This is a genomic window from Bacteriovorax sp. HI3, assembly GCF_059738875.1.
Map to the genome: position 1 here is coordinate 2,804,294 of NZ_AP026946.1, position 19,818 is coordinate 2,824,111.

The 19,818-nt window shown below is 41.9% G+C and carries 19 protein-coding genes, 1 pseudogene and 1 riboswitch; of the genes and pseudogenes, 9 read left to right on the forward strand and 11 right to left on the reverse strand.

All coding sequences use genetic code 11. The features are described from left to right. Window positions 1-58: 58 nt before the first annotated feature. Window positions 59-1,507 carry a hypothetical protein gene (locus tag AC6JA8_RS13895; RefSeq protein ID WP_497974332.1) on the forward strand — a complete coding sequence of 483 codons (1,449 nt, stop codon included), beginning with the start codon at window positions 59-61 and terminating at the stop codon, window positions 1,505-1,507. Between the two features lies 1 nt (window position 1,508). Here AC6JA8_RS13895 and AC6JA8_RS13900 read toward each other — a convergent pair whose 3' ends face one another. Further along, window positions 1,509-2,441 carry a S66 peptidase family protein gene (locus tag AC6JA8_RS13900; protein WP_497974333.1) on the reverse strand — a complete coding sequence of 311 codons (933 nt, stop codon included), beginning with the start codon at window positions 2,439-2,441 and terminating at the stop codon, window positions 1,509-1,511. Window positions 2,442-2,483: 42 nt separating this feature from the next. Between AC6JA8_RS13900 and AC6JA8_RS13905 the strand changes: the two genes are divergently transcribed. Next, window positions 2,484-3,194, forward strand: coding sequence for an alpha/beta fold hydrolase (locus AC6JA8_RS13905; RefSeq protein ID WP_497974334.1), 711 nt, complete (start codon window positions 2,484-2,486; stop codon window positions 3,192-3,194). On the opposite strand, the gene AC6JA8_RS13910 is transcribed toward AC6JA8_RS13905, so the two are convergent. Continuing rightward, window positions 3,183-4,859: an NAD-dependent malic enzyme gene (locus AC6JA8_RS13910; protein WP_497974335.1), complete on the reverse strand. Its 1,677-nt coding sequence runs from the start codon at window positions 4,857-4,859 to the stop codon at window positions 3,183-3,185. The two genes, AC6JA8_RS13905 and AC6JA8_RS13910, sit on opposite strands and share 12 nt — an antisense overlap. Before the next feature lie 139 nt (window positions 4,860-4,998). On the opposite strand from AC6JA8_RS13910, the gene AC6JA8_RS13915 reads away from it, so the two are divergent. Then, window positions 4,999-6,261 (forward strand): Hsp70 family protein, encoded by a 1,263-nt coding sequence (locus tag AC6JA8_RS13915; RefSeq protein ID WP_497974336.1) that lies wholly within the window; start codon window positions 4,999-5,001, stop codon window positions 6,259-6,261. Here AC6JA8_RS13915 and AC6JA8_RS13920 read toward each other — a convergent pair. Genes AC6JA8_RS13920 through AC6JA8_RS13935 form a run of 4 tightly spaced genes read right to left on the reverse strand, consistent with a single transcriptional unit; the run spans window position 6,258 to window position 9,573 of the window. Further along, window positions 6,258-7,064, reverse strand: a complete 807-nt coding sequence (locus AC6JA8_RS13920) for a metallophosphoesterase family protein (protein WP_497974337.1) — start codon at window positions 7,062-7,064, stop codon at window positions 6,258-6,260. The genes AC6JA8_RS13915 and AC6JA8_RS13920 overlap by 4 nt on opposite strands. Before the next feature lie 8 nt (window positions 7,065-7,072). Next, a complete protein-coding gene (locus tag AC6JA8_RS13925; RefSeq protein WP_497974338.1) occupies window positions 7,073-7,822 on the reverse strand; it encodes a phosphonate ABC transporter ATP-binding protein in 750 nt (249 codons plus the stop codon). Beyond that, the gene (gene phnE / locus AC6JA8_RS13930) at window positions 7,819-8,706 is read right to left on the reverse strand and encodes a phosphonate ABC transporter, permease protein PhnE (RefSeq protein WP_497974339.1); all 888 of its coding nucleotides are present in this window, start codon (window positions 8,704-8,706) and stop codon (window positions 7,819-7,821) included. Before phnE ends, AC6JA8_RS13925 begins: the two co-directional genes overlap by 4 nt. Window positions 8,707-8,709: 3 nt before the next feature. Continuing rightward, window positions 8,710-9,573, reverse strand: coding sequence for a phosphate/phosphite/phosphonate ABC transporter substrate-binding protein (locus AC6JA8_RS13935; protein ID WP_497974340.1), 864 nt, complete (start codon window positions 9,571-9,573; stop codon window positions 8,710-8,712). A 175-nt stretch (window positions 9,574-9,748) separates the two neighbouring features. On the opposite strand from AC6JA8_RS13935, the gene AC6JA8_RS13940 reads away from it, so the two are divergent. Genes AC6JA8_RS13940 through AC6JA8_RS13950 form a run of 3 tightly spaced genes read left to right on the forward strand, consistent with a single transcriptional unit; the run spans window position 9,749 to window position 12,352 of the window. After that, window positions 9,749-10,714, forward strand: a complete 966-nt coding sequence (locus tag AC6JA8_RS13940; RefSeq protein ID WP_497974341.1) for a hypothetical protein — start codon at window positions 9,749-9,751, stop codon at window positions 10,712-10,714. A gap of 7 nt (window positions 10,715-10,721) precedes the next feature. Beyond that, window positions 10,722-11,348 (forward strand): hypothetical protein, encoded by a 627-nt coding sequence (locus tag AC6JA8_RS13945; RefSeq protein ID WP_497974342.1) that lies wholly within the window; start codon window positions 10,722-10,724, stop codon window positions 11,346-11,348. Then, window positions 11,345-12,352 carry a lysylphosphatidylglycerol synthase transmembrane domain-containing protein gene (locus AC6JA8_RS13950; protein ID WP_497974343.1) on the forward strand — a complete coding sequence of 336 codons (1,008 nt, stop codon included), beginning with the start codon at window positions 11,345-11,347 and terminating at the stop codon, window positions 12,350-12,352. Before AC6JA8_RS13945 ends, AC6JA8_RS13950 begins: the two co-directional genes overlap by 4 nt. Window positions 12,353-12,396: 44 nt before the next feature. Here the strand turns inward: AC6JA8_RS13950 and AC6JA8_RS13955 are convergent. Then, window positions 12,397-13,263: pseudogene (locus AC6JA8_RS13955) on the reverse strand (FAD-dependent oxidoreductase); the annotation flags it as partial. Between the two features lie 47 nt (window positions 13,264-13,310). Between AC6JA8_RS13955 and AC6JA8_RS13960 the strand changes: the two are divergent. From AC6JA8_RS13960 to AC6JA8_RS13970, 3 genes are read left to right on the forward strand one after another with little or no spacing between them, the layout of a single operon-like run. Further along, a complete protein-coding gene (locus AC6JA8_RS13960; protein WP_497974344.1) occupies window positions 13,311-14,492 on the forward strand; it encodes a metallophosphoesterase in 1,182 nt (393 codons plus the stop codon). Beyond that, window positions 14,489-15,454 (forward strand): arsenosugar biosynthesis radical SAM (seleno)protein ArsS, encoded by a 966-nt coding sequence (gene arsS / locus AC6JA8_RS13965; RefSeq protein ID WP_497974345.1) that lies wholly within the window; start codon window positions 14,489-14,491, stop codon window positions 15,452-15,454. The genes AC6JA8_RS13960 and arsS overlap by 4 nt, the downstream gene beginning before the upstream one ends. A gap of 3 nt (window positions 15,455-15,457) precedes the next feature. After that, window positions 15,458-16,795 (forward strand): TIGR04282 family arsenosugar biosynthesis glycosyltransferase, encoded by a 1,338-nt coding sequence (locus AC6JA8_RS13970; RefSeq protein ID WP_497974346.1) that lies wholly within the window; start codon window positions 15,458-15,460, stop codon window positions 16,793-16,795. Here AC6JA8_RS13970 and sugE read toward each other — a convergent pair. The 4 genes from sugE to AC6JA8_RS13990 all read right to left on the reverse strand — a co-directional run bounded on the left by sugE (window position 16,779) and on the right by AC6JA8_RS13990 (window position 19,806). After that, window positions 16,779-17,099 carry a quaternary ammonium compound efflux SMR transporter SugE gene (gene sugE, locus AC6JA8_RS13975; protein ID WP_102244421.1) on the reverse strand — a complete coding sequence of 107 codons (321 nt, stop codon included), beginning with the start codon at window positions 17,097-17,099 and terminating at the stop codon, window positions 16,779-16,781. The genes AC6JA8_RS13970 and sugE overlap by 17 nt on opposite strands. Window positions 17,100-17,137: 38 nt before the next feature. After that, window positions 17,138-17,198, reverse strand: a riboswitch (guanidine-III (ykkC-III) riboswitch). A 7-nt stretch (window positions 17,199-17,205) separates the two neighbouring features. Then, a complete protein-coding gene (locus AC6JA8_RS13980) occupies window positions 17,206-18,189 on the reverse strand; it encodes a cation diffusion facilitator family transporter (protein WP_497974347.1) in 984 nt (327 codons plus the stop codon). Window positions 18,190-18,195: 6 nt separating this feature from the next. Next, window positions 18,196-18,468 carry a metal/formaldehyde-sensitive transcriptional repressor gene (locus AC6JA8_RS13985; RefSeq protein WP_102244423.1) on the reverse strand — a complete coding sequence of 91 codons (273 nt, stop codon included), beginning with the start codon at window positions 18,466-18,468 and terminating at the stop codon, window positions 18,196-18,198. 90 nt (window positions 18,469-18,558) lie between these two features. Then, complete coding sequence (locus AC6JA8_RS13990; protein ID WP_497974348.1) at window positions 18,559-19,806, reverse strand: PepSY-associated TM helix domain-containing protein; 1,248 nt, start codon at window positions 19,804-19,806, stop codon at window positions 18,559-18,561. Between the last annotated feature and the right edge of the window lie 12 nt (window positions 19,807-19,818).

A 19,818-nucleotide genomic window follows, 5' to 3' on the forward strand; every position in this document is an offset into this window, starting at 1 on the left:
CTTTTTGGCCACTCAATTGCTTTATACGTTCTAGACTCTCATTCGTTTCGAGGTTTTTATGAAAAAGCTGCTTCTGCTTACCCTGCTTGTCTCAGTTTTGAGCACACAAGCAAGAGAAAGAGACTATGCGACCAATGCTGTGGCGACGGTCAATATGTCCGTGGTTGCGCTAAAACCTCAAACTCCTCCCTCACCGGCGGCCAGAGCAAAGGCAATGGTGACTTCTGCGATGGAGAATTCTTTTTCCTATAACAATCTCGATGAAATTGAAAAGGCCGAAAAATTTATCAAAGACAACAATCTACAAAAAGAATTCAAACTCGACCTGGAAAAAAATATCCCGGCGATGAAAAACAGGGCCATCTACGAATCAGAATGGTCATTTTATAAATCCTTTGTTTATTCTAAAGGTGTTGGCCTACTCGATGAAAATGAGTACCAGCAAATGAAAAACAAACTAGAAGAAATCCAGGCCCGTCGTTATAAGAAAAATAAAAACGAAGCCTGGGCCAAAGCAGACAAGGCCTATATCGAAAAATTTATCTCTCAATATAAAGAACAAAGAGAAAAACAAATCGAAATAAGCCGCCAATCGTGTAAGGAAGAGACTGACTGGTCAAGCGCCTTCTCTCCCCGCAAAGGACAGACAGACACCAGCTGGTGTTACGCCTTCGGATATGCTGATTTCCTCGAAGCTACTAGTGGCCAGAGTGTTTCAGCTGCCGATTTAGTTTTGAAGTATCGTGCAAAAAGGATTCAGGAAGAAAGAGACAGCTATAATAGAACAGCGGCCCTTTATAAACGACGCCTGCTAACGGAAGAAGATATTATCCCCGTTGAGTACGTTTATCAGGGTGGAGATGCCGATCAAATTTTTAGAAAGCAATCAACGATTAGTCTTTGCTCTGAAGAGAGTTTGCGCTCGGAGGCCCGTGATGAAAAAGGTCAACCTGTCGCAATGGGATATGTTATTGATTGGATCAAAGAATTAGGAAGCGAGTATCAGGCCGGCCGTTTAAGTAAAAACGAGTTAACAAAAAAGCTTGAAACTTTTGGCCATAAACAGCTCTTCCCTTTTGCTAAACTTGATGAGGCATTGGCCGCCCTTAATCCTAAGAACGATCTTTATATCACTCTGGCAGAGAGTACCTGTAAAGATAGACGTATCGAGCTTCCCAACCAGCACCAGAATTGGGTTATGCAAGGTTACACTTTTACTTATAGTCTCAATACGGCCCTGGCAAAACTTAATGAAAATTTAAATCAATCCCCAGCGATGATTTCAGTCAATGACAACTTCCTTTATAAAGAGAACATTTGGGGAAAAGGTCTTAAGACGAACCATCTTATCCTGGTGACAGGCAGAAGATGGAATGAAGAGACTAAGCATTGTGAATTTAAAATCAGAAACTCACAAACCATGTATGCAAATGAGGAAGAAAAAGTATGGTACAGTGATACCGAACTTCTTCGCAATACGAGTGAAATCTACATTCAAGGCAGATAGTTTACTTTTTCCCACCGCTTTGAATAACAAGCTCAAAGCTATTGCCGGATTTAGACAATTCACAAGACGTCCCTAACGGGATTGGTCTTTGAATCGCTCCGTGTCCTGCTTCTAATCCTGAATAAAGAGGAATTTCTAAATCCTGTGCCCAGCGGGTAAAGACTTGTTTAAAATTGTTCACGCCTGTTTTTGGCTCAGCCCCTTCAAGAAACTCTCCCAGAATAATCCCGTCGCATTTTTTAAAAATGCCACCTTGTCTGAACTGCTCCAGCATGCGGTCAATGCGGTATCCACGCTCTCCAATATCTTCAATGAAAAGTAATGAGCGGTCTGCTTTAATCTGCCAAGGAGTCCCCATCGTGCTTTGAAGAACAGTCAGGTTCCCACCGACAATTTTAGATTTGATTTGTTTTGTTTCTTTAGCAGCCTCGTTTAAAGGTTTTAACTTTTTAAATGTGATTTCTTTTTTTGCTCCGAAAAGCAGATCGCGAAATTCTTTTTCATGGCGAGGAAGAGTGACATTCCTGCCCATGCGATCCAAAATCGGAGCATGCATCACTGGCCACTTCCATTCCTGTTGAAAAAAAGCAAAAAGCGATGTCACATCACTTAGGCCAATAACTAATTTAGGTTGTTTTGGTTTTTTTAGTTTAGCGAGCATCGGAAGTAAGCGGTTGCTCCCATATCCTCCGCGCAAGCACCAAATCGTGTTTGAATCTTCTGCTTCAATGGCCGCTTTTAAAAAAGCAAAGCGCGCTTCATCTTCATTGGAATGCAAAAAGTGAGGCTTAATAAGATTCTTCGGTATTCTCGGTGTTAGTCCCCATCGCAAAAGAAATTCTCTTGAGCCTTCGATGTCTTCTGGAGTTGAAGCATAGCCCGGAGAAACTGCATCAATTATGTCGCCTTCTTGTAAGAACTTCCAATGTGCCATAAAAATACCTTTGATAGATGTTCTCATCAATACTAACATATTGTGGAAAATAGCAAACTCAAACCTGAAGTTCTTATGCCACATTTTGTTTTTCTTCCCGGAACTCTTTGCGATGAACGCGTCTGGAAATTTCAGACACAGGATTTTACCGACAACACTGTTGTAAACCTACGTACGCAAAACACTCAGGAAGCCATGCTAGACGCTGTCAATGCGGTCAAAAGAGAACGTTTTATCCTGGTGGGTTTTTCCATGGGAGGACATATTGCTCAGGAGTTTGCTCTCGCCTATCCACAACGCGTTCAACACGTGATCTCGATCGCCTCTTCATCTGAAGGATATCCTAAAGAAGAAAAAGAAGTTTCTATTAAAGCGAAAGAGTTTATTAAAAAAGGACTCTTTAAAGGAATAACAGACAGAAGATTAAAAGAGTTTCTTCATCCAAAAGCTTACGAGAATCAGGAGCTCAGAAATCTTATTCACTCAATGTCTGGAGAAGATGCGGCCCAGGTTTATCTCAATCAACTTGATGCAACTTTAGAAAGACGGGATCTATCAGACGAAATCGGCAGCTTAAAAATGCCTTTTACTGCTATTGGTGGTGAAGATGATAAAATTGTTTCAAAAGAAAGTATTCTAAGAATTAAGGATCACCATCAAGCAGCCAACATTCATATTGTCCCTGAATGTGGCCACTTTGTTCCTCTGGAAAAACCTGAGGTGATTAACGAGATTTTAAGATCACTTTTTTAGAGTGAAATCTCTATACACTGGATACCAGTAACTTTCATCGATAGCAGCTAGAAGTTCTGCATCTGATGTCACTCTTGCGACACCATCTTTCTGTGCCACTTTTCCGACTTTAAAAGCAATCGCACGCGATACTTTTTCAATGTCTTCAATGGCCGGAAGAAGATCATCACCAAGACCTAGTGCCATTGGTGAAACATCAGCAAGCGCTTCACTTGAGGCCATAAGCATATTGTTTGTCACTCTCTTAGCTCCCGAAGCAATAACGGCCAGGCCGATTCCTGGGAAGATGTAAGAGTTGTTACATTGAGCGATTGGAAAAACTTTTCCATTGTATTCTACCGGAGCAAATGGACTTCCTGTTGCCACCAGTGCATTTCCTTCTGTCCAGCGAATAATATCCACTGGAAGAGCTTCTGCTCTTGATGTCGGGTTAGAAAGCGGCATCACAATTGGATTTTTACAGTGGGCGTACATTTCTTTAATAATCTCTTCAGTAAAAAGTCCTGGCTGTCCAGAAACACCAATAAGCACTGTTGGCCTTGCATTTTGAACTGTTTCAAAAAGAGAAATATCTTTGTGATCTTTTGCCCAAGAAAGATTCGCACTCTTTTGTGCTAAGTTCACCTGGAAATCAAGCAGGTTTGGCATTTGATCTGTCAGTAATCCAAAGCGGTCAATCATGAACACTCTTGATCTCGCTTCACTATCGCTTAATCCTTCGTACTTCATTCGAGAGATAATCTTCTCTGCAATTCCACACCCGGCAGCTCCGGCCCCTAAAAAAGCAATGCGCTGATCACTTAAGCGTTTTCCAACCGTGCGACCTGCGGCCATTAGACTTCCCAGCGTCACTGCTGCTGTTCCTTGAATGTCATCATTGAAGCAACAAAGTTGATCGCGGTATTTTTGCAGGATCGGCATAGCATTGGTTTGAGCAAAATCTTCAAACTGTAATAAAACATCCGGCCAGCGTCTTTTAACTGCTTGAACGAAGGCATCGATAAAATCTTCATAATCCTTCCCTGTCACACGAGAGTGTCTCCAGCCCATGTATTGAGGGTCGTTGATGAGTTGTTGGTTGTCTGTTCCAACATCAAGAGCAACTGGAAGTGTGTAAGCAGGACTCACACCGGCACAGGCCGTATAAAGAGAAAGTTTCCCGATAGAAATCCCCATTCCACCAAGCCCTTGATCTCCTAAACCTAAAACGCGTCCACCATCTGTCACCACGATGACTTTAACATTTCTTTTTGTAACATTGCTTAGGATTTCATCAATGCGCTCGCGGTTTGGATAAGAGATAAAAAGACCTCTGGAAGCACGGTAGATGTTCGAAAAATGCTGACAAGCTTTTCCGACTGTCGGCGTATAGATTAAAGGAAGCATTTCACGAACATTGTTTACAACAAAATGATAAAATAATGTTTCATTCACATCTTGAAGGTGACGAAGAAAAATATGTTTTTCCAGGTCATCTTTTAATGATGAATACTGAGCACTCACGCGCTCTGCTTGCTCCTCTATTGTTTCAACTGTAGGTGGAACCAGACCATGAAGATGAAGCTCAGCTCTTTCTCTTTCAGAAAAAGCACTTCCTTTGTTTAGTAAAGAAATTTCCAGAAGATTGGTTCCGGTATATGGGATAGCAACTGATTTATGATGCATAATAGGTCCTAAAGTGGAGTTAAATTCCTGATGAATTTTACTCCTCCAAAAGACGCTCGTCCAGCAATAGCCCCTAAAAAATATTCCTTAAAAATCAAGAGCTTTTGCACATTAGTTATTTTTGCGCTATACTGCCAGAATGTCTTATTACGCTGTCGATTTCGGAACATCCAACTCGCTCTTATCGCACGTCTCATCAGACGGGAAAATCACTCCTATCCCTCTGGAGCAGGATTCAGCACTCGTTTTGCGCTCTCTGCTTTATACACCAGAGCACAACAAATGGTTTTTTGGAAAAGAGGCCATTAAAGAATACATCAACAACGATGGCGAAGGTCGCTTCTTCAGGTCAGTAAAAAAATTTCTTCCTGAGAGCAATTATAACGGCACGACTGTTTTTAATAAGACTATGAACATATCTGAAATCGTCGCTGTCTTTTTAGGAGAAATGAGAAGACGCGCCAATAAAGTGTGTGGAGAAAATGTTGAGCGCATTGTTTTAGGGCGTCCTGCTCTTTACTCACTCAACCCAACTGAAGACCAACTGGCACAAGATAGAATGCAAAGGGCCGCAGAGATTGCAGGCTTTAAAGAAGTTCTCTTTTGTCCGGAGCCGATTGCGGCCGGTCTTGATTATAGCTCTGCGAACGGTGATGAAAAAATTATCCTGATTGCCGATTTCGGTGGAGGGACATCTGATTTTACTTTGATGAAAGTGCATACCGGCAATTACTCTAAAGACGACATCCTGGGGCTAAGTGGTATCTTCAAAGCGGGAGATGCTCTCGATGGGATGATGATGAGAGATTTTATTGCTCCTCATTTTGGGTCTCGTTTTGAATACAAGATTCCCGGTGGAAACAATGTCCTGACTTTCCCTAGACAACTTCTAACGAAAATCTGCTCACCTGCCCACATCACTCACCTGCGCGAGCGAGACACATGGGAATTCCTACAGCACATTCAAAAATTCGCCCTTTCTTCGGATGGGACGCAACACATGAACCAGCTTTTTACTCTGGTTGAATGCCAATTAGGTTTTCCGGTTTTTGATGAAATTGAAAAAACAAAAGTGAAGCTTGGAAGCCAGTCCGATGTCCTTTTTAGATACACTTATCCTGGCATTGATATCTCTGAAAAAATCACTAAAGAAAAGTATGAAGAAAGCATTTCTTCAACGGTCGAGAACATTACATCAACGATGATGGAAGTTTTCACTCAATCTGGTATTTCGCCAAAAGACGTCGACCAAGTCTGCTTAACAGGCGGGACGTCTCAATTAAAACTCATCAGACAAAAACTGGCAGAAGCTTTCGGTGAAGAAAAACTTATTGAATACAATATCTATCAATCTGTCGTGAATGGTCTTGCCCAATACGCTAAACGCCAAATCAAAGCTTAAAACTTTTTCTTTACCGCTCGTTCTGAAATTGGAAGAATCGCCGCGCAAGTCGTCCACTCTCCGATTAGAAGTGACTGGACAAACTCTTCAGGTAATCCTTCTGACCTCATCGCCGCCACCACCTCAGTGTGGTCATACTCCATAGGATGAAGTTCAAAAAAGAGTTCACCATTAACTAAAGAAGCACTGGCGTAAAAAACGCGTTGAAGTCCTTCATGGGCAGGCCTTCCGAGAACACCTACATTCACCCAGTGGCCAAGTTTGGTTTTTTTCACCCATGGAAGCCCGGAGTGTGTGACACAAATAGCATCAACATCGTATTTTTTTAACCACTGATCAATTTTTTCTTCGGATGTTTCACTCTCAAAAACAAACTCATTCACTTCATCAGGTGATCCATGACAAAGCAGGATCTTTTTATCACCCCATTTAAGTTTAAGATGTTTTGGAAGACTTCTTAGCCATGCACGATTGGCATCGCTGGTATTTTTTAGAGTGTAATCAAAACTAACCTGAGCAAATTTTCTATCAATAGGGTCGATATAACCACAACCACAATCGGCTTCGCCTTCGCCAACAGTCTGATCGTAGTTTCCTTGGATACAATAGACCTGGTTATTTCTTAAAAGTTCAATCGAGCGGTCTGGATGAGGTCCAAAACCCCCAATATCTCCTAGGCAAAAACGGTAATCGCCCTTAGCGCTTTCTTTTAAAAAAGCTTCTAAAGAAGAAAAATTGCTATAAGGGCCACCACATAAAAAAAGGCGCGCACTCTTGTCGATAATCATCTCTGGTGTGTTCATCGTTTATCCTAGAAGTTATAAAAACCGGCCACAGCTTCGGCCGATAAATCATTTCGGGGCCCGTCGAAAGAAATGTGTCCCTGTTTCATGATCACAACTCTTTCTGAAAGTTTCTCTATGAGTTCCAATGAATGGACAACTGTGACCAAGCTCAATTTTTTATTCGTCACTAATTCACTTAAAAGTTCTGCCACATTCCCCGCAGCTCTTGGGTCAAGGGCCGCCGTCGGCTCATCAGCAAGTAAGAGTTTAGGAGACTGGGCCAGGGCCCTGGCGATGGCAATTTTTTGTCTCTCTCCGCCTGAGAGTTTATCTGCACGGACTAAGGCCTTATTGGCCATACCGACTTCTTTAATCGCTTCATAGGCCTTATCGTAATCTTCTGAATTAAATATACCTATCCATGTCTTCATTGAATGGTTGTGAGTCAAACGACCCATTAAAACATTTTCCAGCGCATTTTTTCTCCCGACCAGGTGAAGTCCCTGGTGAATAAAACCAATGCGTGAACGAAGCACTTGAATCTCTTTTTTGTCCATTCCCGAGCTGAGTTTGTGCCCAAAAACAGAAGTCTCGCCTTGAGAGCTAAAGCGATCAGCTACGATGAGTTTTAACAGACTGGATTTTCCTGCTCCGTTGTGACCAATGATTGTTAAGGAAGAGTGCTCTTCTACCCCAAAAGTCACATCTTTAAGAATCTCTTCTCCAGAAGGGATTTTATAGGAAACACCACTGAAATTGACGATGAGATTTTTCATGCAAGAATATCCTGTCGGATTTTATTGCTAATAAAACTAAATCCACTGACTAAAATAAAAAGGCACAATAACAACGTCGCTAATCGCTGCCACTGAAAAAGTGAGACAGCATCACTTAAGAGCAACCCCATTCCCCCTGCTCCTACCAGCCCAAGAACTGCGGAGTCTCTTATATTGTATTCCCAAACATAAAGATGGGTTGAAAGAAATTGAGGCAAAAGTTCGGGCCAGATCGCATGGAAGAAAGTTTGAATCGCTCCCGCCCCACTAAGTCTTAAAGCTTCTGCTTCAAGAAGATCAAGTGAATCAATCGACTCAGCAAAAAGTTTTCCGTATGTCCCGGTTGAATGAAGAGCAATCGCCAGGATACCGGCCATTGGTCCCAGGCCAACAATCCCTACTAACATCAGACCAAAAACCAGAGAGTGGATTGAGCGAAAAAAATTAAGGATACCATTGGCGAGGTAAAAAAGAGGTTTTGGAAATTTTAACTTTCTGGCCGCTGGCCATGAAAGCAAAAAGCCGAGCACACAAGCTAAGGCCGATCCCAAAGTCGCAATCTTAAAAGTCATCCAGACAGCTCGTCCTAATGACTTTAAAAAACTTTTTTCAAGTTCCTTTTGATTTTCAGTGCGAAGAACAACTCCATCGTCATTTTTGTATTCAAAGTTTTCATCTCCAGTCCAAACTTTGATAAAACTTGGACGGGTAAAATCCTGAGCGGTCTTGACCAGGTTTTGCCAAGGTCTTCGCCCAAAAGAAAGGTCATCCTGACGAGCTAAGCTCCAAAGACATAAAAAAAGAACGAGCAGATAAAATCCGCTTACCCAAAAGGTTTTGGATTTCATCTGCCCGCTTTGTTTTAGTGCTTCTCTTTTATTCATCAATTATTTTTTAGGAACGAGTTTCCCTGTCGCCAATCCCGCTTCTTTGATCGGACGATAGAAAGTATTATCTTTTTTTACAAAGCCGGTGTAGTGAGCTGGAAGAAGAGTCGTATTTGTCTTTAATTCTTTTCCTACATTCTCCAGAGCTTTTTGAAGAGAAGCGACAAACTTCTTATCTTTCTTCAGTTCAGCACTTACGGCCATCGCATCATTTGGCAGCGGCGAAGATGTCCAGATGATCACTGACTTCTTCTCATCAATAAGACCTTGCTCAATCATCGCGTTGCGGTTGCGGTTGTAGTCTGCACCAGCATCCAGCTCTCCAGCTGTCACTTGAGTTTCAATCGCCTGGTGTTTTGTATAAAGAACTTTAGAGAAAAATTCTTCCGGCTCTTTTACGTTGAATGTTTTTTGAAAATAGTGGAAAGGAATCAAGTAACCAGACGTTGAACCTTTATCACCAAAGGCAAAGGTCTTCCCTTTGAGTTGCTCAGTTTTTGTAATCCCAGAATTTGGGTGAGTCACGATGATGGCATAGTACTCAGGCTTCCCATCATAGAGAATCGTTGCCACGGCCTCAGCACCTGCTTCGTTATTAGCAAGTACATAACCCCATGGACCCATGAGAGCGATGTCAGTCTCTCCTGCTGCAATCGACTTTGCCAGCCCTTCCCAAGTATCCACTGTTTTTAATTCAACCGGACGTTTAAGTTCACGAGCAAGATAATCCGCCAGCGGCCTATAAGTCGCATCGTTTTTTTCTTTGTCTGGCTGGAAGAGACCAACCCCGAATTTTAAGGGGGCTAACTCTGCAAAAACATGGGAACTGCTCAATAATAAGGCTAACAAAGCGATCGTTTTCATCTTTTAAAGTCCTTCTTAAAAGTTAATTGATCCCTTAAGTATAGGGGAAGCCGTCAATTTCTACTATGACAATTTATCTACAGTGAATGTAAAAATTTCAATCCCTCCCCCTTGAATCTAAGCAAGGGCTATACTCCCAAATGAACCCTATTTTATCACCTTGGAAGAGGCCTTTATGAAGTCATTATTGACCTTGATTGATCTTGTAAGAACCGGCATCATCTGGACACGCCTAACTGTGCACAACACGTGGGGAATTCTCAACGTTTTTAATATCGTGTGGGTTAAACCTATGAAGGGCGGACTGCTGACTGAAGATCACCCGATGGTCACTGGATTAAACCCTGAAACGAATCAACCTATCTGGACACAAAATATTGTTTTCCAATCTGTGCGCTCTCCAGAATACCAAGACGGACCAAGCGATGAAGAGATTGTATGCGACGTAGGAAACTATATGCGCAAGATGGTTGAGAATTCAGCTCAATCAAAAAAATACCCGCAAGGTAAACCTGACAGAATGCCACCGGCAATTAACTATATCCACGGATGCGTTCACTATAACGGTGGATTTCTTATCTTCAATGATTTCAAAGATGCTATCACTCATTTTAGCCACCCTGACTTTCAGGCCTCTTTTAAACGTTTTGTGAAAGAAGAAAAAAGAGAGCCGGTGACTATTTTTAGAAACAGAAATTACGACCGCGTAGAGTTCCTGGAGTTCGTGTGTTTCTTAAGAACAATTTTTCCATGGTTCTCAAATACTAACGGAAATAAAAAAAGAATTGGATGGGGAAATCCAGCCCCATACCCCGCTGTTAACACAATTACGGGGCACTGGATGACTGACACTTACAAAATTTATACGGAAGCTGGAAGACAAACAGTATGTAGAAGGCCAATTGAAAAACAATATTTCGCCCACAAGGTTTATGTTGGCGAGCGCTCAGTTGTAAAACCTCAGGAACAATTCCTGGCACGCTTTACCGATGAAAGAGTTGTGGCCAGAGGAGCTAAAGGGAATCTTTTCTTTGTCGACTTAAGAAAACTCTCTAGAGGTTATAAATTTGATCCAGCAAAAGGCCTTCCTAACCTCTTTGATCGTTTGATGGAAAAAGTATTAAAAGTGAACTCACTTTAAAAAAATTATGAATCTAACAAAAGATTTTTTTATTAACCTCTCTCACGAAGTCACTAAACCCGACGGAACGAACGACGGGATTTGGTATTTTGGCGATCGCTTGAATATTGAAGACGAGCTGATTATCGGTTTTTCTCCAACAAACTATCACTGCTTTTTAATTTGTGGAAAAGAAGAATTCCACCCGCGCTTTAGTATCAATCCTTGTAAAGTGCAGCCTTCTCGCCTCGATAGCGTTAGGGCCGCAGTGTTTATCCGAATTAAAAATATCTCAAAAGAAGATTTACTCAAACTACAGGATTACTTGCTTACTCTAAAAAATAAGCGCACACCAACTTGTCATCAGGGACTTTTACAAGTCCTGGAAAAAGGAATTGGCATCCGTATTCCAAAGCACTCTATTTTGCGAACAACTCCACGATCTCTTTTTAATGGTATCGCTCAAAAAGGTCTTTTGAATAAAAAGGGAGAACCCCTTGCTCTTGAGTTTTACACAACGAGGACCAAACCTTTTGCCCGAGTCCTTTTTGATATAAGCATTATCACCTGGCGCTTTAGCTGGGTTTTCTTCTTAAGCAACATTCATTTCCGCTTCCTGCGTGTTTTTAAGCCTCAGGTTTTGGCGGTGAAATGAAGTCCAGCTGGAAAACTCTTTATCACTTCTTCCTGCTCTTTCTTTCTCTGGCCCTTTTAGTAGGACTTGCCGTGTATGTTTACCGCAATGGTGAATCCTTTGAACGACTCAAACAAATTGATCTCTCGATTATTGCCTGGCTTATCGGCTTCCACGTAGTCAATTATCTCCTGTTGGGGATCACTCATGCCTACCCATTAAGTAAATATGGGGTTTATTTAAAATTTAGAGATTGGTATGGACTAGCGACCATTTCAGAAATGTTTAATTATCTTCTTCCTGCCCGTGGAGGAAGTGCGATTCGCCTTCTCTATCTTCACGACAAGTACCATATTTCAAAAAGAGAGCTTCTTTCGATGGGGCTGGCCGTGGTTATGACTGGCTTTTTAATGCTGGGTATTTTTGGGGCGATTTATTGTCATCTTTTTCTCTCCCACATCAACCCGCTTTTTTACGCACTGGAAATCCTCTATGTCTGCGTGACGGTGAGTTCTTTGATTTTTGTTTTTGCTTCTGACTTTGTTATCAGTCTTTTTAAAATGGATGCGAAATACTCTCCTAAAAAGTATCTTGTAGATAAAAAAATTATGAGTGTTTCATCTCTTTGTTACCTGGGGATGTTGCTGATTAACCCGGTTAAAATTTATCTTTCATTTAAGGCCATCGGGATTGACCTGGGTCTAACAGAAACGATTGAAATGAGTCTTATCCTGCTTGCCTCTTCTTTTTTTCAGGTTGTTCCCGGCAATATTGGGGTCAAAGAAATGGCAACAGCTTATATTGGAAAACAGTACGGAATTCAATTTGAAACAGCTTTGTTAGCGAGTCTTATTGATCGTAGCATTATGATGCTCTTCTTATTTCCAGTGGGATTTTACTCTTACTGGTCTTTAATGCTTAAAGAAAGTTTTTCTGCGATCAACTTACAAAGTTCAGGGGCATCTTCGCGAATCCCTCTAATAAAACGACTAGTGAAACTGCGCTGGCCGCTTCTGCCTAAGTAATAAAGCCCTGGTGTTGATTTTGATTCAAAGTCATCTCCCAAATCTTCTACTGGTGGATGAAATCCAGTTGCAAAAATAATGGCATCAATCTCCTCTTTATGCCCATCAGAAAAAAAGACATCATGATTTTCAATTCTTTTAATTTCGCCTCTGATCTGGACTTCTTTTTCCACAATATTTTTGACCGAAAATTCCATTGGGACATCAATCTCTGCTTTGATGTTTATTTTCATCTTCTTGATGATTTTCTCCAGAATTCCCAGGTGACGAAGGAAGAAATTGTAAACGAAGGGGCGCGAACTGTATTTAATAGGACTGCGGGTGGCCAGGAAAAGCTTATGCTTTTTTACTGCTGAGAGCTCTCTTACCAGCTGACCAGCAGATAAACGCTTTCCAACGATCAGAATATTTTTTCGACCTTCCACATCTCGAGTGTTGCGGTAATCCTTAAAATGGAGCATAAGAGGAGGTGAACCCACTACCGGGAAAGAGGGAGTGTAAGGAAAATTAAAATACCCTCTACAATCAACCACCACCTCTGAGCGATAAATGCCCATATCAGTTTCAATATAAAAAAACTGCTTTTCCCTGCTCACTTTTTTCACTTTAACCCGGTAAGAAATACTCAAAGCGCGATGTCGGGCAAAATCCCTCAGGTAAGCTGAAAACTCCTTGGCCGAATGGCTTTTTGATCTTTCAAAAAGAGGCAGATCTTCATCAATCAGGTTATTTGAATGCCATTGGGTTATTAGAGAGAGATGGTCAGGCATAGCATTCCAGCTAGAGCCGGCGGCATCGTTCTGCTCTAAAATCAAGTAATCAATTCCTGCCTGCTGTAAGTGATACCCTAAGGCCAAACCTGCAGGTCCGGCGCCGATTATAATCACTTGTCTCTTAGTCATAAGTTCCATGTCGTTATTTTAATTTATAACGAAAAAATATTCATTATAATAAATGAATGACAATTATACCTATTATCGGTTCAGCTCTATTTACACTTATCTTGTGGTTTTATGTGCGCTCTAGCATGAAACGCAATATTATTGACGTTCTTCCACTTTCCAGAAGATGGCTTTACCTTTTTGACTTCCTTTTTCTCTTCTGCGCCTACTTCCGTTTTGTCTACAGGCTCCAGAATATCTATATCCATTCAAAGACCTTCTACTTTTTAATGAACCTAAGTTACGTCCTCTTAGGTTTTCTCGGTCTGAGTATTCTTCTATGTATCGGTCTTGATATCTCCCGGTTGTTGTATCGCTGGAGAACAAAAAAATACCCTCACAAAGAAATCGATCAATCCCGCCGCGACTTCTTAAAAAAGAATGTCCTGCTTGCCGGATTAGGAAGTGCCACAACCGTCACAGGGGTTGGCTTCTACCAGTCTTTTACCCCGGAGATTGTTAAAGTTTCCATTCCTCTACCTCCTGAACATTCAGGACTCCATGGATTAAAAATCGTCCAGCTCTCTGACATGCATATCGGGCCAACTCTAAAAAAAGAATTTTGCGAAGAACTGGTCAAGACCGTCAATGCCATGGAAGCTGACATCATCGCCCTTACTGGAGACTGCATCGATGGCACAGTCGAATTCCTTCGCGACGAGATGGCGCCTCTATTGAATTTAAAGGCCAAACACGGAGTCTACTACATTTTAGGTAACCATGAGTACTACTGGTATGCTAACGAGTGGCTTGAATGGGCCAAGAGCTCAGGACTAAATCCTTTGATAAATGAACACGTAAAACTTCAACATGCCAATGTAGATTTTTACCTCGCGGGAGTGAACGATCCATCAGCTGATCGCCTGGATAAAGCACGTGCTTCTGATCCAAAAAAAGCCGCCGCAGGCATTCCCAAGGACGCATACAAAATACTTTTAGCACATCAACCAAAAAGCTGTTTTGCTGCTGTCAAAGAAGGTTTCCACACTCAGCTCTCTGGCCACACTCACGGTGGACAGGGCTTTCCATGGAACCTGATTGTTTATTTGATTCAGCCTTACGTTAAAGGCCTTCACAACCATGAAGGGATGAATATTTATGTCCACAGCGGGACAGGATTTTGGGGACCACCTAACCGTTTTATGGTTAAATCTGAAATTGCAGAAATAACTTTTACCTCTTCGGAGAAAACATCATGAGCAATGTTGTAGCTTTTGCTAAAAAGATTCGCGATCATAAAATAGATCTAAAAAGAAGTGCGATTGAAACATTGCAAATCAATGTTGGTAAATTATGCAATCAGGCCTGCCACCACTGCCATGTAGAGGCCGGACCATTGCGCACTGAAATCATGTCGGAAGCAACTGTCGATAGAATCATCGCACTGATTGAAAAAACTCCGACTCTTAAAACAATTGACCTCACAGGCGGAGCACCGGAGCTCAACCCCTCTTTTAAAAAGCTTGTTTTATTTGCCAGAAGCAGAAATCTGGAAGTCATCGACCGCTGTAACCTGACAGTCTTCTATGAAAAAGGACAGGAAGATCTTCCGCAGTTTTTAAAAGACAACAAAATCCACGTAATCGCTTCTCTTCCCTGCTATACAAAAGACAACGTTGATAAGCAACGAGGGCGCGGAGTCTTTGATAAAAGTGTCGAGGCCTTAAAACTTCTAAACTCTCTTGGTTATGGTGTTCCAGGAACGGGACTTGCCCTTGACCTGGTTTACAATCCAGGTGGCGCTTTTCTTCCAGGGGCACAGGAAAAACTTCAGGCCGATTATAAAAAAGAATTAAAACATTACTTTAATATCGAATTCAACAATCTCTTCACAATTACCAATATGCCCATCAAGCGCTTCCTCGATGACCTTAACCGTCAGGGGAAATATGAAAGTTACATGGAGCTTTTAGTAAATAACTTTAACCCAAAAGCAGCTGATTCAGTAATGTGCAAAACTCTCGTCTCTATTGGATGGGATGGGCAAGTTTATGATTGTGACTTCAATCAAATGCTGGAGCTGCCTGCTGCCGCCAAAAAAATCACTCTGTGGGACTTTGAAAACTTCAATGAGTTTGTTGAAAAAACAATTGCTCTTGGTGATCATTGTTATGGCTGTACTGCTGGTGCAGGAAGTTCCTGCGGCGGGGCCCTGACATAACTTATGAATCAATTAAGTATTGTTATTCCGGTCAAGAGCTCTGATTCCTGCTGGGAATCATTAGTCCATTCTCTTCTTGCATTCAATGCTTCTTTTGAAATTATTTTAGTTGGCCCGGATTTCAAAAACAAAACAAGCACTAACGAAAAAGTACGCTTCGTTTACTCTTCTCAGGGAAGGGCCAGGCAACTCAATACCGGGGCGAAAGCGGCCCGTCACTCTCTTTTATGGTTTCTCCATGCTGATACAAAAATTAAAGAAAATAATCTCACATCTCTTTTAAGCCGTTTTAAAGAGAATCCTAATGCACTTTATTTTTTCGACTTAACGTTTTCCAAAACTGGGCCAAAACTTATGAGCTTAAACGCTCTTGGTGTCTGGATGCGATCGCGCTGGCTAAAGATGCCCTTTGGCGACCAGGGACTTGTTATGTCCAAAAAAGTTTTTTACCAGCTTGGCCAATTTGACCTGGATGCACCTTATGGTGAAGATCACCTCCTCGTCTGGCGTGCCCATCAACATGGAATCGATATTGTTCCAGTGAATGAAACACTTGAAACAAGCCCGCGGAAATATCAGGATCACGGTTGGCTAAAAACAACGCTCACTCACGTCTATCTGACTTATAAGCAGGCCTTTCCTGAATGGCTCAAGACCATCCGTCCCCATAAGCGCCCGGCCGTTGCTATTTTTGTTAAAACTCCAGGCGTCTCTACTGTGAAAAGCAGGCTTGCTTCTGTCGTTGGTAAGGAAAAAGCAGAAGAGTTTTTTCATCTCTCTTTAAAAGCAACTGAAGCTGTAGCAGCAGAGGCCGCACGAGAGGCCAAAGGAGAACTCGCCGTATACTGGGCCGTTGCTGAAAATGCGGAACTAGGAAATCCTTTATGGGCAAACTTCTCAACAATCTCACAAGGAGAAGGAGACCTGGGCGAACGCTTACACCACATCTACTCTACACTACAAAAAAAACATTCTTCCGTTTATTTAATCGGAGCAGATCTTCCTCATCTTCCAGCTGAAAGATTAATAGAAGCTACCAAAAAAATCGAACAAACAGACTATGTCATGGGAGAAACAGATGATGGCGGTTTTTATCTTTTCGGTGGAAAAAAACCTATCGATAAAAAATCATGGAAGGCCATTCCATACTCTACAGATGAAACGGCCGCGAAACTCATTGAAGAATTAAACCGATTAAAATTCTCTTTTTTGCCTAAAGAATTTGATGTCGACTTTTACGAAGACCTCATTAAACTAAACTCACTTGAGCGCAAAAATCTTTTACCAGAACAAGACAATGTCTTTGTTTGGCTCAAAGAATTTCTTAAGACGCAGAAGTAACTTTAAGACCGATAATTGAGATAATTAAAGTCACCAGAAAGAAGATCTTCATTGCTGAAGCTGGCTCTTTAAATAGATAAATCCCGAGTATAGAAGCCCCAACTGTTCCAATCCCCACCCACACGCCGTAAGCCGTTCCAATAGGTAATGCATTCGTCGCTTTTCCTAAGAGAAGCATACTCACCACCATGGCCGAAACTGTAAGAATACTAGGAGTGACTTTAGTGAATCCTTCTGTGTACTTCAGGCCAATGGCCCAGCCCACTTCCAAAAGACCAGCGATAACTAAAAGAACCCACGACATCGTTTGTGACACAATAACCTCCATTAAAAATAAAGTTTAAAGCGTCGTCTTTGCTTGTCGGGTACGGCGCACCTCGTCCGATTAGGGCTCTATCTTCTCACGTTTTCTATAAAACGTCATGGGATTTAAAAGCACAGTGATAATTTTCGTCCCACAACTCGAATTGTAGAGTCGGGTGATCAATTTTAAAGCGCTCTTTTAAGACTTTTGAAATCGTTTCGATTCTTTCATTACGAAGAATAGAATCGCTAAGAGACAAGTGAGCACTTAAAGCATTTTCAGTTGTACTGATCGGCCAGATATGTAAGTCATGCACATCTTTTACATCGGGAAGTGACTCCAGGTATTTTTTTACTTCGTCCTGATCAATACCGTAAGGGACAGCATCCATTGAGAGATGAACTGAGCCTTTTAATAAATCCCATGTGCCATAAACAATAATTAAAGAGATCGCGATACTTACAGCAGGGTCAAGCCATTCCCATGATGTGTAGGAAATCACCACTCCCGAGACAACAACTCCCAGAGAAATGAGAGCATCAGCGGCCATGTGTAAGTAGGCCCCTTTTAAATTGATGTCATGATCTTTATCTTTAAAAAAGAGCAGGGCCGTTAAGCCGTTAATCACAATACCAACTAAGGCCACAATAATCACCGTGCCAGATTGAATTGGGGCAGGATGATTTAAGCGTGCGATCGCTTCCCAGATAATAAAACCAACAGCAACCATTAAAATGAGGGCATTAAAAAGCGCAGAGAGAATCGTCGATTTGCGAAAACCATAAGTATATCGTCCATTTGGTTTTTTTGTCGTAAGCCAGACTGCTCCCCATGCCAGGACAAGACCAGCGACATCACTTAAATTATGTCCGGCGTCTGCCATCAGTGCCAATGAATTAGAAAAGTAACCATAAACGGCTTCAACAACTACGAAAATAATATTGAGTCCAATGCCAAAGGCAAAAGCAAAATTGTAATTTTTTGGTCCGTGATGATGGTGATGATGACCTAAGCCTCCCCCATGAGAGTGGCCATGGTGGTGATCGTGGTCATGATGATGGTCGTGATCTTTGCAAGAGTGCTTTTGCATATATGCCTACTTTAAAAAACTTTTCATCACATCAATAAGATCTTCGGCAGACTCTGATGCTTCTTTTTTACTTTCTGAATGAACGATGTGCTCGCGAATATGAGATTCAATAACCTCTGCCATAAGACCATTTAAGGCCCCACGCGAAGAGGCGATCAACTGCATGACCTGGTAACAATCCTGCTCGGCTTCGATGGCCTTGCTGACAGCTTCAAGCTGCCCTTTAATTCGATTGATTCTTGCGGTTATTTTGCTTTTTTCTTTAATTGTGTGTGCCATAGTCCCTCTAGTATATAGTATAGGGGGGTATACTACAAGGGAGGCGTGAAAAATTTATTAACGGCCAGAAATCTCGAGTCGCTTGGCCAATTAGGGACGCTTTAAACGAAAATAAATTTCCTCGAATGGAATAAAAATAAGGAGGCTGATGAGAATTAGCGGAAAGAAAAAAGCAACCGGAAGAGCGATACACCCAACATAAAGAACTTGCTCTAAAGAGAGTTTTCTTAATTCTGAATAAAGCGAGTTCTTAAAACGCCAACCTCTGCGCTTTATCCACATCCAGTAACCAGTAACGACTAAGGCGCAAATTCCCAGGGACATAAGCCCGACAATCATCTGGTTAACAAAACCAAAGAGTGTCCCCATGTGTACGTCAATCCCCCATCTCGTCAATTTGGCCATGAGAGGAAACTTACTGAACTCCACCTTATCGATCGCCGCCATTGTATCAGGGTCTAACAAAACACCATCAACTTCACTTGGAAAACTTCTTCCGATCTCATTAACCTGCCACCCTTCATTATCTTTTCGTGGAGGTTTAATTTCGAGGCGTGAAGAATCAATTCCCGCTTGGCGAGCTGAAAGAAGAGCTTTATCAAATTGAGTGAATTCATAAGCTTTAAAAGGGCGATGATCCAACTTTGTATCAAGCGATGGAGTCTGCCACTGCATCTGAGTGCGCAGCCATGAAATATTCTCTCCTGCTAACTCTGACCACGTCAGTCCGGTCACTGAAAGCATCAAGACACCAATCAATGAAAAAAGACCCAAAGAGACATGCTTATTCACCAGACGCTGATAAGAGTTTCCTTCGCGTTTTTTACGGGTACAAAAAAGCACAAGACCTGAGAGCCCTGCGACCCACAACCAAGAAGCGGCCAGTTCGCTATACCATCTTCCCCCTTTTCCCAAGAGAAGATCGCGGTGAAAAAGATCGACCTGCATACGCGCAGGCATCGCTCCCCCTGAACCATAGGTGATCAAATCAGCTTTCACTTCTAGTGTGTAGGGATCAATAAACAATGTGCGGTATTGACTCGCTGGAAGAGTCGAATCGGTATAAAGAACACGGGTAGAACTCGTTTCATTAACTGCTGGCCTGATTGAAAGTAAGTGGGATTCACCATGAACTTTGGCCTCTGCGGCCTCTACTTGATCAGCAAGAGATTTTGCCTGCAGTCCTTTTTTAACAGTCAAAATATCGCGGTAGACCCAATTCTCCATAGCAAAAGTAAAAGCGTAAATGGCCCCACTAAAAGCAGCAATAAAAATAAAGGGCCCGATAAAAAGACCAAGGAAGGCGTGAAACCTTTTTAAACTATTAAGTAAATTCATACTCTAGAATTT

What these genes read in the sequence shown, in the direction of transcription:
- AC6JA8_RS13895 (WP_497974332.1), top strand. Translation starts at nt 59, where the DNA reads ATGAAAAAGCTGCTTCTGCTTACCCTGCTTGTCTCAGTTTTGAGCACA.
- AC6JA8_RS13900 (WP_497974333.1), bottom strand. Translation starts at nt 2,441, where the DNA reads ATGGCACATTGGAAGTTCTTACAAGAAGGCGACATAATTGATGCAGTT.
- AC6JA8_RS13910 (WP_497974335.1), bottom strand. Translation starts at nt 4,859, where the DNA reads ATGCATCATAAATCAGTTGCTATCCCATATACCGGAACCAATCTTCTG.
- AC6JA8_RS13915 (WP_497974336.1), top strand. Translation starts at nt 4,999, where the DNA reads ATGTCTTATTACGCTGTCGATTTCGGAACATCCAACTCGCTCTTATCG.
- AC6JA8_RS13920 (WP_497974337.1), bottom strand. Translation starts at nt 7,064, where the DNA reads ATGAACACACCAGAGATGATTATCGACAAGAGTGCGCGCCTTTTTTTA.
- AC6JA8_RS13925 (WP_497974338.1), bottom strand. Translation starts at nt 7,822, where the DNA reads ATGAAAAATCTCATCGTCAATTTCAGTGGTGTTTCCTATAAAATCCCT.
- phnE (WP_497974339.1), bottom strand. Translation starts at nt 8,706, where the DNA reads ATGAATAAAAGAGAAGCACTAAAACAAAGCGGGCAGATGAAATCCAAA.
- AC6JA8_RS13935 (WP_497974340.1), bottom strand. Translation starts at nt 9,573, where the DNA reads ATGAAAACGATCGCTTTGTTAGCCTTATTATTGAGCAGTTCCCATGTT.
- AC6JA8_RS13940 (WP_497974341.1), top strand. Translation starts at nt 9,749, where the DNA reads ATGAAGTCATTATTGACCTTGATTGATCTTGTAAGAACCGGCATCATC.
- AC6JA8_RS13945 (WP_497974342.1), top strand. Translation starts at nt 10,722, where the DNA reads ATGAATCTAACAAAAGATTTTTTTATTAACCTCTCTCACGAAGTCACT.
- AC6JA8_RS13950 (WP_497974343.1), top strand. Translation starts at nt 11,345, where the DNA reads ATGAAGTCCAGCTGGAAAACTCTTTATCACTTCTTCCTGCTCTTTCTT.
- AC6JA8_RS13960 (WP_497974344.1), top strand. Translation starts at nt 13,311, where the DNA reads ATGACAATTATACCTATTATCGGTTCAGCTCTATTTACACTTATCTTG.
- arsS (WP_497974345.1), top strand. Translation starts at nt 14,489, where the DNA reads ATGAGCAATGTTGTAGCTTTTGCTAAAAAGATTCGCGATCATAAAATA.
- AC6JA8_RS13970 (WP_497974346.1), top strand. Translation starts at nt 15,458, where the DNA reads ATGAATCAATTAAGTATTGTTATTCCGGTCAAGAGCTCTGATTCCTGC.
- sugE (WP_102244421.1), bottom strand. Translation starts at nt 17,099, where the DNA reads ATGTCGTGGGTTCTTTTAGTTATCGCTGGTCTTTTGGAAGTGGGCTGG.
- AC6JA8_RS13980 (WP_497974347.1), bottom strand. Translation starts at nt 18,189, where the DNA reads ATGCAAAAGCACTCTTGCAAAGATCACGACCATCATCATGACCACGAT.
- AC6JA8_RS13985 (WP_102244423.1), bottom strand. Translation starts at nt 18,468, where the DNA reads ATGGCACACACAATTAAAGAAAAAAGCAAAATAACCGCAAGAATCAAT.
- AC6JA8_RS13990 (WP_497974348.1), bottom strand. Translation starts at nt 19,806, where the DNA reads ATGAATTTACTTAATAGTTTAAAAAGGTTTCACGCCTTCCTTGGTCTT.